Raw genomic sequence first — 16,239 nt, forward strand, 5'->3', positions numbered from 1 at the left:
ACGCGTGGCCCGCCGCGGTCGCGGGCCCGCGCGAGGGCTGAGCGCCGACGACCTCCCGCGCCGGCCGGCAGGTGGAGTGCCGGCCGGTGCGGGAACTGCGGGGTCGCCACGCGCCATCCGACCCATGCATCTTGACGAACGGCCCTGACGGGGCGATGGTGAACACGTCAACCGCGATGGCGCGGGATGCCGCGCGAGGGAGCGAGCCGCATGGAGACCACGACCGACCTCACCACCGAGCAGATCGCCCGAGCGTTCTCGGGCCATCGATTCGACCTGGCCCTCCAGCATCTCGCGGATGACGTGATCTGGACCTCCGTCGGCGGCGGTCCGCTGGTCGGCCGGAAGGCGGTGGCGAAGGCGATCGAGCGCACCGCCGCCGACCTCGCCGACGTCACGACGGAGTTCCAGCGGTTCCGTTCGGTCGTGGGCGAGGACAGCGTCGTCGTCGATGCGCTCGCCCGCTACACCGACGCCGACGGCGGGGTGTCGATCGTGGCCTCCTGCGACGTCTTCGACTTCGCGGCCGACGGGCGGATCACGGAGATCGTGTCGTACATGATCGAGCTGTCGAACTGACGCGCCGGCGCCAGTGCGCCGTCACCCGGCCACGAACGCGGCCTGGGTGAGGCGCTCGGAAGCGTCCCAGATCCGCGCCGCGTCGTCCTCGCTCCGAAGCGGAGGGTAGAGCCGCTGCGGTGCGGGCGACCCGCCAAGGTGGCCGAGCCCGCGAGGGCCGTACAGCGCTCCGCCCTCGGCGGACGGATCGGTCGCGGCCATGAGCGCCGGCAGCGACGCGGAATCGACCGTGCCGACGATGATGCCCCGGGCCGAGAGCGCGCGGATCATCCCGATCGCGCGCGTGTCCGCGTGACGATCGAGCTCGGGGCGCGCGGCGAGCAGGCTCGTCGGGGCGATGCCCGGATGCGAGAGGTTGCTCGTGATGCCCCATCCCTCGGCGCGGCTGCGGCGTTCGAGTTCGAGGCCGAACAGCCCGAATGCGATCTTGGACCGACTGTAGGCGCGCTGCCCGTCGTACCCGTGCTCGGAGTTCAGGTCGTCCCAGTCGATCGCACCCCGACGTGCCGCGATGCTGACCTGCGAGGTCACCCTGGCCCGCCCCGCACGCAACAGCGGTGCGAGGTGCGCGACGAGGGCGAAGTGGCCGAGGTGGTTGGTGCCGAACTGCAGTTCGAATCCGTCGGCGGTGAGCTGCCGGTCGGGCGGTGTCATGACGCCCGCGTTGTTGATGAGGATGTGGATGGGGTGTCCCTCCGCGGCGAGCGTGTCCCCGAGGGCGGCGACGGAGCCGAGCGATGACAGGTCGAGGCGTCGCAGCGAGACCTCGGCGCTCGGAACGCGATCGCGGATCCGCGCGATCGCCCGCTCGCCCTTCCCGGGATTGCGGACCGGCAGGATCACCTCGGCACCCGCCGCGGCGAGTCGCTCGGCGATCCTCAGCCCCATCCCGTCGCTGGCGCCGGTGACGACCGCGCGCTTCCCGGTCAGGTCGGGGATCTCGATGTCGATGGTGCGGTGTGGCATTCGGGTACTCCTCGTCGTCGGTCACCCCACCGTCGCCGGTCCGCGACACGTCATCCAGAGACCGCCGATCCCCGGTTCGCGAGGCCCGGCCTTCCGCTCGCATGGGTGGGACGGATGATCCGTGGCTCCGGACGGCCGAGCGAGGTAGAAACGAAGCAGCACTGCTGAGACGGGGTTCACCATGATCGATCGCGCCGGGTTGGCGGAGTTCCTCCGCAGTCGCCGCGAGGCGCTGCAGCCCGAGGACGTCGGCCTGCCCCGCGGCCCGCGCAGGAGGACCAGCGGGCTGCGTCGCGAGGAGGTCGCGTCGCTGTGCCACATGTCGACCGACTACTACTCGCGGCTGGAGCAGGAGCGCGGTCCGCAGCCGTCGCCCCAGATGCTCGCGTCCATCGCGCTCGGACTGCACCTGTCGCTCGACGAGCGCGACCACCTCTTCCGGCTCGCGGGGCAGAACCCGCCGGCGCGCGGCGAGGTCAGCAAGCACATCAGTCCCGGACTGCTGCGCATCTTCGACCGCCTGGACGACACACCCGCCGAGATCGTCACCGAGCTCGGCGAGACGCTGCGGCAGACGCCGATGGCGGTCGCGCTGACCGGCGATGCGTCGGCGTACTCGGGCCCCGAGCGCAGCGTGGGCTACCGATGGTTCACGTACCCGTCGGCGCGCGATCGCCACGCCCCGGAGGAGCACGCGTTCCTCAGCCGCATGTACGCATCGGGCCTTCGTGAGATCGTCACGCTCCGCGGGCCGGAGTCTCGGGCCGCGCACCTCGCGGGGTTGCTCCTCGAGCGGAGCGACGAGTTCCGACGCGTGTGGGACGACCACGAGATCGGCGTGCGTCCGCACGAGGTGAAGCACTTCATCCACCCCGAGGTGGGCCCCCTCGAGCTGACGTGCCAGCGGCTGATCGACCCCGACCAGGGGCATTCGCTGCTCGTCTACACCGCGATCCCCGGCAGCGAGAGCCACGACCGGTTGAGCCTGCTCGCCGTCATCGGCGCGCAGGCGCTCGGCTGAGCCGTAGCCCGATGACCCCGTGATGACGCCGCCCGCGCGGCATCGGTATCGAGCCCGGGGCGCCGGGTCAGTCGAGCTCGCGGAGCTCGGACGTGCGCTCGCTCGGGGTGTCGCCCGTGTTCACGACGCCCTGGGGCTCGATGAGGATCGCCGAGACCTCGCCCGCGGCCTTCGGGCAGTGCTCGACGCCGCGCGGGACGACGTAGACGTCGCCCGGCCCGAGCTCCACGTCGCCCGCTCGCAGCTGGATGACGAGCTGCCCCGAGAGCACCATGAACAGCTCGTCGGTGTCGGGGTGCGCGTGCCAGGTGAACTCGCCGAGGAGCTTCACGACCTTCACGTCGTAGTCGTTCACGCTCGCGAGCCGGTGGGGCTGCCAGTGCTCCGTGAACGAGTCGAGGGCGTCGTGCACGTTGCGGATCCGGGCGTCGCTCATGGTCCGATCCTCTCTTCGGCGATCGCCCACCGCAACGCGGGCAACCCCGTCGCCCACGTGGGGAGGAATGGGGGCGACGACGGGACCGGAACCCGTCGTCGCCCCCGCACCGTCACCCCTCCGTCGCCGCGACCGGCGCGGCCACCACGGCGAAGGATGCCGCGAGCAGCGCCTCGTCGCGCGAGGAGGGGCCGACCAGCAGCTCGAACGTTCCCGGCTCGACCACGCGCGTGCCGTTCGCGTCGACGAGCGTGCAGTCGGCGACGGCGAGCTCGACGGAGACCACGCGCGACTCGCCCGGTTCGAGGTCGACGAGGCGGTAGGCCTTCAACTCCTTGTCCGCCCAGCTCACCGACGTCACCTCGTCGCGGAGGTACGCCTGCACCAGCTCGCGTGCCGGACGGGTTCCGGTGTTCGTGACGCGGACCTCGGCCCGCACCGTGGCATCGGGCGCGACGGCGTCGTCGAGGACCCGGAGGTCGTCGTACTCGACGGTGGTGTACGTCAGGCCCTCGCCGAACGCGTACGCCGGGCTCTGCGTGAGGTCGGCGTAGCGGGTGCCGTGCTGGCCGCGGATCTGGTTGTAGTAGGTCGGCTGCTGGCCGGCGTGCCGGGCGAACGAGATCGGCAGGCGCCCGCTCGGCTCGACGAGTCCGAGCAGCAGCTCGGCGATGGCCCGGCCGCCTTCCATGCCGGGGTTCGCGGCCCAGACGAGGGCCGACGCGCGTTCCGCCGACGGCGGGAGCACGAGGGGCTTCGAGGCGAGCAGCACGACGACGAACGGCGTGCCGGTCTCGGCGACCGCGTCGAGGAGCGCGACCTGGTCGCCGACGAGTTCGAGCGTCGCGGTCGAACGGCCCTCGCCGACGAGCTCGATGCGGTCGCCGACCACCACGACGGCGAGGTCGCTGCGACGTGCGGCGTCTGCGGCCTCGGCGATGAGCGCCTCGTCGGGCGCGCAGGGCACGACCACCTGCGGTCGCGGCTGCCCGTCGGGGAAGAACGCGCCCTCGGGGTCCTCGTCGAGGGTCAGGATGCGCGCACCATCGGCGTGCTCGATCGTCCAGTCGGCCGGCGCCGCTCGCTGCAGCCCGTCGAGCACGGTCGTGATCATGCCGCGCGGGTGGCCGTCGGGCAGCCAGTCCGCCTGGCCCGACGAGCCCGCCCAGTCGCCGAGCTGCGTCTGGGCGTCGTCGGCGAGCGGGCCGATGACGGCGACCCGTCGGGGGGTGCCGTCCGAGACCGCGCGGCCCGCGGCATCCGGAACCCGCCCCTGCAGGAGCGGGAGCACGCCGTCGTTGCGCAGGAGCACGAGCGACCGGCGCGCCGCCTCGAGGTTGAGCGACGCGTGCGTCGAGCTGCCGACGACCGCGTCGATGCGCGCGAGATCCGGCTTCCGGGGGTTCTCGAAGAGCCCGAACTCGAACTTCAGCAGCAGGATGCGCGAGACCGCGCGGTCGAGGTCGGACTCGGCGAGGAGCCCCCGCTCGATCGCCTCGAGCGCCCCTCGGAAGAAGCCGGGCGTCGTCATGACCATGTCGTTGCCCGCCTTCACCGCGGCGGCGGCCGCGTGGGCGTAGTCGGGCTGCACCTTCTGCTCCCACACCATCCGGCCGACGTTGTCCCAGTCGGTGATGAGCGTGCCCGTGTAGCCCCACTCGCCGCGCAGCACGTCGTTCAGGAGCCACTCGTTCACCGTGATCGGCACGCCGTCGGTGGTCTGGTACCCGAGCATGAACGTGCGGCAGCCCTCCTTCGCCACGCGTTCGAACGGCGGCAGGAACCAGGAACGGAGCTTGCGGCGCGAGAGGTCGGCCTCGCTCGCGTCACGGCCGCCCTGCGTCTCGGAGTAGCCGGCGAAGTGCTTGGCGGTCGCGAGGATCGCCGTGTCGTCCTCGAGCCCGCCGCCCTGGTAGCCGCGCACCATCGCCGAGGCGAGCTCGCCGATGAGGAACGGGTCCTCGCCGAACGTCTCGTCGATGCGCCCCCAGCGCAGGTCGCGCGCGATGCAGAGCACGGGCGAGAAGGTCCAGTGGACCCCGGTCGCGGCGACCTCCACGGCGGTCGCGCGTGCGACCCGCTCGAGCAGGTCGGCATCCCACGACGCGGCCATGCCGAGCTGGGTGGGGAAGATCGTCGCGCCCTCGAAGAACGAGTGCCCGTGGATGCAGTCCTCCCCGACGAGCAGGGGGATCCGCAGCCGCGTCTGCGCGACGAGCTCGTGGGCGCGTGCGATCCGCTCGGGCGACGCGTGCAGGATCGATCCGACGTGCTGTCGCAGCACCTGGTCCTCGAGGTCCTCGCGGGCGTCGAGCTGCAGCATCTGCCCGACCTTCTCCTCGACCGTCATCCGGGAGAGGAGGTCGGCGATGCGGTCGGCGACGGGGCGGTTCGCGTCGAGGTACATGGGTGTGACGATATCGGCGGTGGTCACGGGTTCTCCTCAGTCCGGGTGGCGGGGCGCACGGCGGTCACGGTGTCGTTGACGTTCAGCCCCTTCTTCTTCATCGCGCGGGCCCGCTCGCCGGCGGACCGCAGGCGCGGGTTGACGTACTCGTCGATGCCGAAGTTGATGAGCGAGAGGGCGACGCCGATGGCCGCGATGCAGAGCCCCGGCGGCAGGTACCACCACCACTGGTTCTGCCGGAACGCGCCCTGCGCGCCGGCCCAGTTGAGGATGGTGCCCCAGTTGTAGGTCGTGACCGGGATGACGCCGATGTACGACAGGGTCGTGAGGGCCAGGATGGCCGCGGTCACCGTGCCGACGAAGCTCGCCGCGATGAGCGCCATGAGGTTGGGGAGCATCTCGACCGTGATGATGCGGCGAAGCGGCTCGCCGTTGGCGCGCGCGGCCTGGATGAAGTCGCGGTTGCGCAGCGACATCGTCTGGGCGCGCAGGACGCGGGCGCCCCACGCCCAGCCGATGAGGCCGAGCACCGCGGCGACGACGGCCAGCGGCGGGTCCTCGAACATCGACGCGACGATGATGATGAGCGGCAGGCCCGGGATCACGAGGAAGACGTTGGTGAGCGCCGAGAGGCTCTCGCTGCGCCATCCGCGGAGGTAGCCCGACATCACGCCGACGACGATCGCGATGAGGGTCGCGATGATCGCCGCGAGGAAGCCGACGACGATCACGCCGCGCGTGCCGTGGATGACCTGGCTCAGCACGTCCTCGCCGATGTGGGTCGTGCCGAGCCAGTGCTCGGCCGACGGCGGCTGGAAGCGCGCGGTGTGGTCGACCGCGGTCGGCGAGTACGGCGCGAGCACGTCGGCGAAGATCGCCACGAGCACGAAGAAGCCGAGGATCGAGAGCCCTGCGATCGACTTGCCGTTGCGGAACATAGCGAAGGCGCTGCCGAGCTTCGACCGGAACGTGGGTCGGTCGTGCGTGGTCTTCGCGGGCGGATCCTCCGCCGTGCGGATCGTCGCGGTCGCGGGTACGCCCGCCGGGCGGGCGGTCGCCGGATCGTTCGTCCGGTCGGTCACGGTGGTGTCCATGGCTCAGGCCTCCGTCTGGCGCGTGCGCGGGTCGAGGAATGCGTAGGCGATGTCGGCGAGGAGGTTCGCCAGCAGCACCGAGAGCGTGATCACGAGGAAGACGCCCTGCATCAGCGCGTAGTCCTTCGCGTTCGTGGCATCCAGCAGCAGCTTGCCGACGCCCGGGTAGCTGAAGACCATCTCCATCACGATCGTGCCGCCGACGATGAAGCCGATCGACAGCGCGAAGCTCTGGATCTGGGGGAGCACGGCGTTGCGCGCGGCGTACCCCCAGAGCACCCGCTTGCGGGGCATCCCCTTCGCCTCGGCGACCATGACGTAGTCCTCGTCGAGCACCGTGAGCATCATGTTGCGCATGCCGAGCATCCAGCCGCCGAGCGAGGCGATGATGATCGTCGCGGCGGGCAGCGTGCCGTGGTGGATGACCTGGCCGATGAACTCGGGTGAGAACTCCGGGCTCATGCCGACGCCGTAGGCCTTGCCGATCGGGAACCAGCCGAGGTTCACCGAGAACAGCGCGATCGCGAGCAGCCCGAGCCAGAAGTAGGGGATGGTGCTGAGGAACGTCGTGACCGGGATCAGCGCGTCGAGCCGGCTGCCCCGGCGCCATCCGACGATCGCGCCGCCGATCGTGCCGATCGCGAACGAGACGATCGTCGCGAAGCCGACGAGGCCGATGGTCCAGGGCAGCGACTGGCCGATGACCTCGGTGACCGGGCGTAGGCCGTGCAGCAGCGAGACGCCGAGGTCGCCGCGCAGCAGCAGCGCCCAGTAGTCGAGGTACTGCTGCCAGAGGCTCTTGTCGGTGTCGAGGCCGAGGAGCGAGCGCAGCGCCTCCGCCGCCTCGGGGCTGACGTTGCGGTTGCGCGAGAGGTACTGCGTGACGGCGTCGCCCTTCATCATCCGTGGCAGGAAGAAGTTGATCGTGATCGCCGCCCACAGGGTGAAGAGGTAGAACACGGCACGGCCGCCGAGGAACCGCCACGGGATCCGCGAGCGGCCCCTGGTCGCGCGGGTCGCGGTGGTGCCGGCCTCGACGGCTTCGGTCTCGCTGCCTGAGGGCAGGTCGGCGCGCGTCTCGGTCTCGTGGGTGTGGGACTGGGGCTGGACCGCGGTCACAGTGCACCTCCGTCGATGCCGGATGCCGACGCGAAGTGCGCGTCGGGGTCGGGGGATGCCGCCCGGAGCTCCTGCGTGTACGGGTGCTGCGGGTTCAGGATGACGTCGTCCGCGGGTCCGCGTTCGACCACGCGTCCCTGGTTGAGCACGAGGATCTCGTCGCTGAAGTGGCGGGCGGTCGCGAGGTCGTGCGTGATGTAGAGCACGCCGAGGCCCTCCTCGCGCTGCAGGTCGGCGAGCAGGTTCAGCACGCCGAGGCGGATCGAGACGTCGAGCATCGAGACCGGCTCGTCGGCCACGAGCAGCTTGGGCCGGGATGCCAGGGCGCGGGCGATCGCGACGCGCTGCCGCTGGCCGCCGGAGAGCTCGTGCGGCCGCCGGTCGATCACGACGCCCGGGTCGAGCCGGACGCGCTCGAGCAGGCGCCGCACCTCGGCGTCCTCCTCCGATTTCGGCACGATGCGGTCGAGCCGGAGCGGACGCTGGAGGTGGTACCGGATCGAGTGGTACGGGTTGAGGGAGGCGAACGGGTCCTGGAAGACCATCCGCAGCTGCTGGCGGTAGGCGCGCAGCCCCGCGCCGCGACGGGGGATCGCCCGACCGTCGAGTCGCACCTCGCCGCTCGTGGGCGTCTCGAGCTGGGTCAGGATCTTCGCGATCGTGGACTTGCCGCTGCCGGACTGGCCGACGAGGCCGATCGTCTGCCCGGACCGGAGCGTGAAGCTCACGTCGTCGAGTGCGGTGATGTGGCCGGCGCCGCGCACCGCGTACACCTTGGTGACGGCGTCGAACTCGAGGAGCGTCATCGCAGCACCATCCCCTTCTCTCCGGTGAGGCGCGGGAAGGACGACAGCAGCGTCTTCGTGTAGTCGTCCTGCGGGTCGTGCCAGATCCGCTCGGCGGTGTCGAGCTCGACGATCTCGCCGTCGCGCATGATCGCGATGCGGTCGCTGATCTCGAGGAGGAGCGGGAGGTCGTGCGTGATGAAGACGACCGAGAAGCCGAACTCGTGGCGGAGCGCCGAGATCTGGCGGAGGATCTCGCGCTGGACGAGCACGTCGAGCGCCGTGGTCGGCTCGTCCATGACCATGAGCTGCGGGCGGAGCGCGAGCGCCATCGCGATCATGACGCGCTGCCGCATGCCGCCCGACAGCTCGTGCGGGAACGAGCGGTACCGCTGCGCTCCCACCTTGACGATCTCGAGCAGCTCGACGACTGCCTCCCGACGCTGGGCCCTCGTGAGGCTCGGGCGGTGCACCTCGAACACGTCCTCGAGCTGCGAGCCGATCGTCGCGACCGGGTTCAGCGAGTTCATCGCGCCCTGGAAGACCATCGAGACCTTGTCCCAGCGGAACCGGCGCATCTCGTCGGCCTCGAGGGCGTTGACGTCGATGTCCTCGCCGCTCGCGTCGTGGAAGACGACCGAACCGCTCGTGATCACCGCCGGTGCCTTGAGGAGGCGCTGCACGCCGTAGGCGAGGGTGGTCTTGCCGCATCCGCTCTCGCCGGCGAGGCCCAGGATCTCACCGCGGCGGAGGTTCAGCGTGACGTTCCTGACCGCTTCCACGGCCGGGTCGACGTCGTACACGACCGAGAAGTCGCGGACGGACAGCAACGTGTCGCTCATGGGTGGGGGTTCCCTTCGTGATGCCCGACGTGCGGGCTGATGCCGGCAGGGGGTGGGGCGGATGCACCGGGGTGCACCCGCCCCATCCGGCGCGGGTCAGTCGGCCGGCTGCAGCTTCGCCAGGATCTGGACGATGCCGGGCTGCGTCGGGTCGGCCGAGGCGTACTGGTCGTCCTCGGTCGGGAACCCGACGTAGTTCCGGGTGTTGTACTCGCCGAGCAGCGGGTGCGAGCCGAGCGGGATGGCCGGCACGTTCTCGACGAACGCGGCCTGCATGACGGCCAGCGCCGCCTCGCGGTCGGCGTCGGACGACGCGTTGGCGTAGGTGTTCAGCGCCTCGGTGACCGCGGGGTCGTCGAAGCGGCCGAAGTTGAACTGGGCGCGGTCGTCGACGATCCACTTCGGGTCCATCGTCGAGGTGTAGAGGCCGTAGGCGTTGCCGGTGTCCTCGAGCCAGTGGATGATCGCCTGGAAGGTGCCCTCCTGGCGGGCGGCGTCCCAGCCGCCCCAGTCGGGCTGGTCGACCTTGACCTCGATGCCGAGCGCCGCGTCGAGCTCCTCGGCGATGAGCGCCTGCTCGGTGTTCCAGTCGCTCCATCCGGCCGGGACCGAGATCGAGAACGAGACGGCGTCGCCGTCCGGGTCGATCAGCTTCTCGTCCTTCCAGGTGTAGCCGGCGTCCTCGAGGATGCCCTTGGCCCTGTCGACGTCGACCTCGTACTCCTCGCCCTGGTACTCGGGGAGGATCTCGTCCTCGAGCAGGCCGCTGAGGCCGGTCGCACTCCAGATCGCGGTGCTCGCGCCTTCGCGTGCGATGTCGACGTAGGCCTGGCGGTCGATCGTCCACGCGAGCGCCTGGCGGAGGGCCGGGTCGTCGAACGGCTCGGTCTGGAGGTTCATGAAGAGGGTGCCGGCGCCGGCCGTGGGGGATGCGAGGAAGTGGTTGTCCTCGTCGGCGGCCAGGTAGCTCTCCTCGATCTGCGGGATGAACGCCTGGGCCCAGTCGGCCTCGCCCGAGACGAGCGCGGTGGTGAGGGCGGCGTTGTCGCCGTAGGAGACGTAGTGCAGCTCGGGCACGGCCAGGTCGCCGCCCCAGTAGTCCTCGTTCGCCGTGAGGGTGACCGACTCGGTCGACCAGGTGTCGAGCACGTAGGGTCCGGTGCCGACGGCGAGGCCCTCGCCGGTGAGCGGGTCGGTGTTGGGGTCGTCGATCTCCTCCCAGATGTGCTTGGGCACGATCGGGGTGTGCAGCACGCGCGACTGCGCGATGTACTTCGAGTCGGCGAACTTCAGGGTGATCGCGTCGCCGTCGACGGTCGCGCCCTCGTACTTCAGGCCCGAGGTGTCGGCGAGCCTGCCGGTGAGGAACTGGTCGAAGGTGAAGACGATGTCGTCACCGGTGAACTCGGTGCCGTCGCTCCACGTGACGCCGCTGCGGGGCACCACGGTGAGCTCGGTGTAGTCGTCGTTCCACTCGACCGACTCCGCGAGCCACGGGGTGGTGCCGAGGTCGCCCGTGGGGTTCACGAGCGCGAGCGGCTCGAAGATGACCTTGGCGTAGCCGTACTTCGAGGCGGACGAGTCGCCGAGGTACGGGTTGTGCGATTCGGTGGTGATCGCGCCGTCGGGCTTGGCGATCGTGAGCGCTGCGCCGCTCTCCGCCGGGGTGCTGTCGGTGTTCGCGCCGGCGCAACCGGTGAGCACCAGCGTCGCGGCGATGCCGACGGCGCCGAGGGACGTACTGAGCCTCATTGCTTCTCCTTCGTGTGGGGGCACGACACCGTGCCTGCCTGAAGGGGCGACGCCGGCGTCGAGTGGGTGCGGCGTTAACTTACTATCAAGTAAGTAAGTAACGCAACGCGCCGTTCTCCGCCCGCGCGGGCGTGCGTAGACTCGTGATCCGGCAGGCGAGGAAGGGGGTGCCACCGATGACGGAATCGACGGCGGCTCAGCGTCGGCAGCCGCGGTCGCGCCCCGAGACGCTCGCGAAGCGGCGTGACATCCTCGACGCCGCGGTCGAGATCTTCGGGAGCAAGGGGTTCGCGGGCGGAACCCTCCAGGAGATCGCGGACCAGGTGGGCATGACCCACGCGGGGATCCTCCATCACTTCGGGTCGAAGGACCAGCTCCTCCTCGAGGTGCTCAGCCATCGCGACGAGACCGACGTGGCCGATCTCGAGGAGCAGCACATCCCCGGCGGGATGGCGCTCTTCCGGCATCTCGTGCGGACGGCGTTCGTCAACGCCCACCGCGCCGGCATCGTGCAGGCCTACGTCGTGCTGTCGGCGGAGTCGGTGACCGACGATCACCCGGGGCGCGTGTTCTTCCAGAAGCGCTACGAGACGCTGCGAGGCGAGGTCGCCCGCGCCTTCGAGGTCGTGTGCGCCGAGCGCGGCGTCGCCGCTCCTGACACGATCGAACTCGCCTCGGCGAGCATCCTCGCCGTCATGGACGGCCTTCAGGTGCAGTGGCTGCTCGACCCCGCGGCGGTCGACCTCGGCCGCGCGTCGGAGTTCGCCATCGAGGCGATCGTCGACTCGGTGCTCTCGCCGTCGCCGTCGCCGCTGGCCTGACGCGCCCCAACGGGCGCCGAGCGCAGCTTTCGGCGCTCAGGCCACGCCGCCGCCCGCCTTCCGCGAGTACCACTCGACGAGGTTGCCGCCCTCGAACGAGCGCACCGCGTCGAGCGAGAACCCGCGCGGTGAGAAGTCCGGGCCGAACGCCGGCAGTCCGGCGCCCGCGACGACCGGGTACCGCTTGATGACGAGCTCGTCGATCTCGTCGAGGAGCTGCCCGGCGAGCCGCCCGCCGCCCGCGAGGTAGATGTCGAGCGCCGAGTCCTCGGCCTTGAGTGCGCGCACGGTCTCCACGACGTCGCCGGCGACGACCGTCACCGCGGGGTCGGGCTGCTCGAGGCTGCGCGAGACACGTACTGGCGCAGGTGCGGATACGGCGACGTCACGCCGAGCTGCAGCGCCGGATCGTAGGTGCGCCGGCCCATGACGACGGTGTCGAATCGGGTTGGTGCGACACCCGCGAGGCCGAACTGCTCGCGGAAGGCGCCGGGCAGCGCGTCGCCGTAGTCGCCGGCCATCCACGCCATGTACTCGTCGGAGCCGGGGAAGAAGTCGACCTCGTCGTCGGGCCCTGCGATGAACCCGTCGATCGAGAGGGAGATGTAGTAGGTGAGCTTCCGCATGCGTCCTGCCTCTTCGTTGCTGCCCGTTCGTCGGTGCGTGCGCTCAACCACTTTACTCATAGTGGTTAGGATGGCAAGAGGCGGCGGGAGCACCCGCGGCACGAGACCGAGGAGAGAGCGGATGGTTCGGAACCCCGAGCGACGACGGCGACTGCTCGACGCCGCGGTCGACGTGATCGCGGGCCACGGCAGCCGCGGGCTGACGTTCGGCGCCGTCGACCGCGAGGCGGGTGCGCCGGCCGGCACGGCGTCGAATTACTTCGCATCGCGCGACCAGCTCGTCGACGAGCTCGCCGCGCACGTGTTCGAGCGGCTCGCGCCCGACCCGGTCGAGACGGCGAAGCGGATGTCGCATCCGCACACGCGCGAGACCGAGCGCGATCTCATGTGCTGGCTCATCGAACGCGCGGTGGCCGATCGAGCCGCCCACCTCGCGCTGTTCGAGCTGCGCCTCGAGGCGACCCGCAATCCACGTCTCGCGCCCGCCGTGACGCGGCACTTCGCCGGCAACCTCGCGAGCGCGACCAGCGACCACGTCGACGGCGGATTCCCGGGCGACGAGGCGACGGTCCTCGTGCTGTACCTCGCGATGAACGGGCTGCTCCTCGAGCACCTGACGATGCCCGAGCTCCTCGGCGAGGAGGAGGTGCAGCGCGTCGTCGACCAGGTCGTCACGGCGATCGTCCCGGAGGGGTGAGCTGCCGCTCGCCGGGACGACGGCGCCCCCAGGATCAGTGCGGCCCGCGCCGCCCGAACACCCCCGCGAACACCGCGTGCAGCAGTGGGATCACCGACACCCCGAGCAGGATGCCGCCCCACACGGGCTCATCCGCGCGCAGCAGGATGCCGCCCAGGAACAGCCCCACGAAGACGACGGCCGAGACGATGCGCCCGGCCGTGCGCTCGAGGCGCGCCATCCGGTGCTCGATGCGGGGCGAGTTCGCGACGAGGCGGCCGTTCTCGATGCGGTCGACGACCTTGTCGAGGCGGCCCGGCAGGCGCCAGGCCGTGCCGGCGACCGACATCGCCTCGCGGCCCAGCGCCTGGACGATGTTGCCGCGCTCGTCGCGGAGGAGCTTGGCGGCGTAGGGCTCGACGGCGTCCCACATGTTGAACTCGGGGTCGAGCGAGCTGCACATGCCCGAGGTCAGCGACATGGCGCGGATGATGAGCAGGAAGTTCTCGGGCAGCTGGAACGGCAGCGTGCGCATGACGTCGCTGAACTCGATCGCGAACCGGCGCAGCTCGCGCTCGTCGACCTGCGCGAGCTCGGCGAAGCCCATGCCGCCGAAGCGTGCGAACAGCTCGGTCATCGCCCGCTCGAGCTCCGCGGTCTCGGCGGTCGGCAGCAGGAAGCCGACGCTGCGGAAGCTCTCGACCAGCCGCTTCCCGTCGCGCGAGGCGACCGCGATCATCAGCTGCTGCAGGGCCTGGCGCAGCCCGTCGGGCACCTGGCCCATCATGCCGAAGTCGATGAAGGTGAGCTTCCAGGCGGGCGCCGGCCCCGCGGCATCCGTCGTCACCTGCGTCGAAGCGGATGCCGCGGCATCCGTCTCGCCGGACAGCACCCCGACCGGCGTGACGAAGATGTTGCCCGGATGCGGATCCGCGTGGAAGTACCCGTCGCGGAAGAGCTGGTCGAACATGACGGCCGCGAACTGCTGGGCGACGGCCTTCGGGTCGATGCCGGCGGCGACGAGGGCGGCGCGGTCGTTGATCTTGATCGCGGTGACGTCGGCGAGGGTGAGCACGCGGCGGGTGGTGCGCTCCCAGACGACCTCGGGCGCGGCGACGCGCGGGTCGCCGGCGAAGCTCGCGGCGAACCGCTCGGCGTTGCCGGCCTCGTTGACGTAGTCGATCTCCTCGAGGCTCGTCGTGGCGAACTCCTCGACGAGCGAGGGCAGGTCGACGCGGCTCGCGACGAACCGCACGCGGCTGAGCCATCCCGCGATGCGGCGCAGCGCGGCGAGGTCGACGTCGACGATGACCTCGATGCCCGGACGCTGCACCTTCACGACGGCCTCGTCGTAGCCCATGTCGGCGGCGTCGATGGGGGAGAGGCGCGCGCGGTGCGCCTGGCCGAGGGATGCCGCGGCCACCGGCGTCGGGTCGAACGATGCGTACGCGCGGTCGAGCGACATGCCCAGCTCGGCCTCGGCGAGCGCGCGGATGCGGTCGAACGACACGGGCGGCACTTCGTCCTGCAACCCGGCGAGTTCGCGGGTGATCTCGGGCGGCAGCACGTCGAGGCGGGAGGAGAGGTACTGGCCGACCTTGATCATGAGGCCGCCGAGGTCGACCGCGAGGTCGTGGAAGCGCTGCGCGATGCGGGTCAGCCGCGCTTCGCGCCCGCGCGCGACGAAGCCGGACAGGCCGAACCGTGGCAGCACGAGCTCGAACCACCAGGTCTGCACCATGTATCGCGCGGCGAACCGGAGGATCCGTCGGTAGCGGGCGCGCGTGTTCCCCACATCGGGCATCCTGCCTGTCGGATGCCGACGTGTCGAGGGCACTCGGTCAGCCCTGGGCGAGGATCGAGTACAGCCGGCGGCGTGCGTCTTCCAGCACCTCGACGGCTTCCTTCACCTGCTCGGGGGTGCCGGAGCGCCCGACCTGCGCGGCCGCCTGCGCGAGCTCGATGCCGGCCTTGGGCAGTGCGCCCGACATGCCGAAGTCGCGTCCGCCGCCTCCGCCACCGCCGCCGCCGGGCGGGGTGGGCCAGGGGGTGCGGTCAGCGGATGCCTCGGCCTCGGCCTTGCCCGCGTCGGTCAGCGTGTACGTCTTGCGCCCGCCCTCCTCTTCGGCGGTGATGAGGCCCTCGTCGGCGAGGAGCTGCAGGGTCGGATACACCGAGCCCGCGCTCGGCTTCCACGCGCCGCCGCTGCGCTCGGCGATCTCGTTGATGATCTGGTACCCGTGCATCGGCTTCTCGGCCAGCAGCGCGAGCACCGCCGCGCGCACGTCGCCCTTGCCCATGCGCGGTGCGACCTTCTGCTCGAACATGCCGCGCAGCTGCTCCATCGCGTCCCAGATGCCCTGGCCGGGATTGCCCCTGCCCCAGTTGCCCGAGCCGCTGCCGAAGCCGCTTCCGCCGTACGAATCGCTCATGATGACCTCCCTGAAACCGGGGCCCTGATCGGGTCTCGCGATATGTCAACGATATATCGCTGAGTGCGGTACTGGTCGTGAATCTCCTGAGAGGAATCGCGTGCGCCAGAATCGGAACCACCATGACGAGCACCCGCGCGGATGACGTGCATCCTTCCCCGGCGCGCATGCGCATCGCCGACCTGCACCCGGAGCTCCGACGTGCGTACCGCTGGTTCCCTCGCCCGCAGGTCCGTCGCGCTTGGCAGCGACGGATGGCGCAGGCGGCGTTCGCCCTCATCCCGCCGCCGAAGCCCACGGCGGGCGTGCGATTCGAGCGGATCGACTTCGACGCTCCCGGCACGGGCGTCCGGGTCTTCACACCCGACGATGCGGCGGCGTCGGGTGCGCCCGCCCGCGCGGCCCTGATCTGGATGCACGGCGGCGGCCTCGTGATCGGCGCCGCCGCGGCGGACGATCGGTTCTGCGCCGACCTCGCGGAGCGACTCGGCATCGTGGTCGTCTCGGTCGAGTATCGGCTCGCGCCGCAGCATCCGTTCCCGGTGCCGCTCGACGACTGCGTCGCGGCGTGGGAGTGGGTGCAGGATGCCGCGTCCGCGCGTGGCATCGACCCGGCGCGGGTCGCGGTCGGCGGGGAGAGCGCGGGCGGAGGACTCGCGGCCGCGCTCGCGCAGCGCCTGCTC

At 70.9% G+C, this 16,239-nt stretch carries 17 protein-coding genes; 5 read left to right on the plus strand and 12 right to left on the minus strand.

Going from position 1 to position 16,239, the window contains the following annotated elements; all coding sequences use genetic code 11:
* Window positions 1-210 precede the first annotated feature (210 nt).
* A complete protein-coding gene (locus tag ESO86_RS03140) occupies window positions 211-579 on the plus strand; it encodes a nuclear transport factor 2 family protein (protein ID WP_129233436.1) in 369 nt (122 codons plus the stop codon).
* Window positions 580-600: 21 nt separating this feature from the next.
* Here ESO86_RS03140 and ESO86_RS03145 read toward each other — a convergent pair whose 3' ends face one another.
* Entirely contained in the window at window positions 601-1,545 is a 945-nt protein-coding gene (locus tag ESO86_RS03145) for an SDR family oxidoreductase (RefSeq protein WP_129233437.1), read from the minus strand.
* A 181-nt stretch (window positions 1,546-1,726) separates the two neighbouring features.
* On the opposite strand from ESO86_RS03145, the gene ESO86_RS03150 reads away from it, so the two are divergent.
* Window positions 1,727-2,566: a helix-turn-helix transcriptional regulator gene (locus ESO86_RS03150; RefSeq protein ID WP_129233438.1), complete on the plus strand. Its 840-nt coding sequence runs from the start codon at window positions 1,727-1,729 to the stop codon at window positions 2,564-2,566.
* A 67-nt stretch (window positions 2,567-2,633) separates the two neighbouring features.
* On the opposite strand, the gene ESO86_RS03155 is transcribed toward ESO86_RS03150, so the two are convergent.
* From ESO86_RS03155 to ESO86_RS03185, 7 genes are all read right to left on the minus strand, one after another.
* Window positions 2,634-3,002 (minus strand): cupin domain-containing protein, encoded by a 369-nt coding sequence (locus tag ESO86_RS03155; protein ID WP_129233439.1) that lies wholly within the window; start codon window positions 3,000-3,002, stop codon window positions 2,634-2,636.
* A gap of 112 nt (window positions 3,003-3,114) precedes the next feature.
* A complete protein-coding gene (locus ESO86_RS03160; RefSeq protein WP_129233440.1) occupies window positions 3,115-5,436 on the minus strand; it encodes an exo-beta-d-1,3/1,6-glucosidase in 2,322 nt (773 codons plus the stop codon).
* Window positions 5,433-6,503 carry an ABC transporter permease gene (locus ESO86_RS03165; RefSeq protein ID WP_242492181.1) on the minus strand — a complete coding sequence of 357 codons (1,071 nt, stop codon included), beginning with the start codon at window positions 6,501-6,503 and terminating at the stop codon, window positions 5,433-5,435. The genes ESO86_RS03160 and ESO86_RS03165 overlap by 4 nt, the downstream gene beginning before the upstream one ends.
* 3 nt (window positions 6,504-6,506) lie before the next feature.
* Complete coding sequence (locus ESO86_RS03170; protein WP_422836470.1) at window positions 6,507-7,622, minus strand: ABC transporter permease; 1,116 nt, start codon at window positions 7,620-7,622, stop codon at window positions 6,507-6,509.
* Window positions 7,619-8,428: an ABC transporter ATP-binding protein gene (locus ESO86_RS03175; RefSeq protein WP_129233441.1), complete on the minus strand. Its 810-nt coding sequence runs from the start codon at window positions 8,426-8,428 to the stop codon at window positions 7,619-7,621. Before ESO86_RS03175 ends, ESO86_RS03170 begins: the two co-directional genes overlap by 4 nt.
* Complete coding sequence (locus ESO86_RS03180; protein WP_129233442.1) at window positions 8,425-9,249, minus strand: ABC transporter ATP-binding protein; 825 nt, start codon at window positions 9,247-9,249, stop codon at window positions 8,425-8,427. The genes ESO86_RS03175 and ESO86_RS03180 overlap by 4 nt, the downstream gene beginning before the upstream one ends.
* Before the next feature lie 96 nt (window positions 9,250-9,345).
* Complete coding sequence (locus ESO86_RS03185) at window positions 9,346-11,001, minus strand: ABC transporter substrate-binding protein (RefSeq protein ID WP_129233443.1); 1,656 nt, start codon at window positions 10,999-11,001, stop codon at window positions 9,346-9,348.
* A 176-nt stretch (window positions 11,002-11,177) separates the two neighbouring features.
* Here ESO86_RS03185 and ESO86_RS03190 point away from each other — a divergent pair, with 176 nt between their 5' ends.
* The gene (locus ESO86_RS03190) at window positions 11,178-11,822 is read left to right on the plus strand and encodes a TetR/AcrR family transcriptional regulator (protein ID WP_129233444.1); all 645 of its coding nucleotides are present in this window, start codon (window positions 11,178-11,180) and stop codon (window positions 11,820-11,822) included.
* Between the two features lie 36 nt (window positions 11,823-11,858).
* On the opposite strand, the gene ESO86_RS20120 is transcribed toward ESO86_RS03190, so the two are convergent.
* Window positions 11,859-12,143 (minus strand): dihydrofolate reductase family protein, encoded by a 285-nt coding sequence (locus tag ESO86_RS20120; protein ID WP_340638830.1) that lies wholly within the window; start codon window positions 12,141-12,143, stop codon window positions 11,859-11,861.
* A complete protein-coding gene (locus ESO86_RS20125; protein ID WP_340638831.1) occupies window positions 12,140-12,448 on the minus strand; it encodes a dihydrofolate reductase family protein in 309 nt (102 codons plus the stop codon). The genes ESO86_RS20120 and ESO86_RS20125 overlap by 4 nt, the downstream gene beginning before the upstream one ends.
* A gap of 121 nt (window positions 12,449-12,569) precedes the next feature.
* Between ESO86_RS20125 and ESO86_RS03200 the strand changes: the two genes are divergently transcribed.
* Window positions 12,570-13,145 carry a TetR/AcrR family transcriptional regulator gene (locus tag ESO86_RS03200; RefSeq protein ID WP_129233446.1) on the plus strand — a complete coding sequence of 192 codons (576 nt, stop codon included), beginning with the start codon at window positions 12,570-12,572 and terminating at the stop codon, window positions 13,143-13,145.
* 34 nt (window positions 13,146-13,179) lie between these two features.
* Here the strand turns inward: ESO86_RS03200 and ESO86_RS03205 are convergent, their stop codons facing one another.
* Both ESO86_RS03205 and ESO86_RS03210 read right to left on the minus strand, forming a co-directional pair.
* A complete protein-coding gene (locus ESO86_RS03205; protein WP_129233447.1) occupies window positions 13,180-14,928 on the minus strand; it encodes an ABC1 kinase family protein in 1,749 nt (582 codons plus the stop codon).
* Between the two features lie 37 nt (window positions 14,929-14,965).
* Window positions 14,966-15,556 (minus strand): PadR family transcriptional regulator, encoded by a 591-nt coding sequence (locus ESO86_RS03210; protein WP_129233448.1) that lies wholly within the window; start codon window positions 15,554-15,556, stop codon window positions 14,966-14,968.
* A gap of 122 nt (window positions 15,557-15,678) precedes the next feature.
* On the opposite strand from ESO86_RS03210, the gene ESO86_RS03215 reads away from it, so the two are divergent.
* Window positions 15,679-16,239, plus strand: a 561-nt coding sequence (locus ESO86_RS03215) for an alpha/beta hydrolase fold domain-containing protein (RefSeq protein ID WP_165307261.1), incomplete at its 3' end; no start/stop codon positions are given.

Origin of the sequence: Agromyces binzhouensis, from assembly GCF_004135055.1 — a bacterium.
GTDB classification, from domain to species: domain Bacteria; phylum Actinomycetota; class Actinomycetes; order Actinomycetales; family Microbacteriaceae; genus Agromyces; species Agromyces binzhouensis.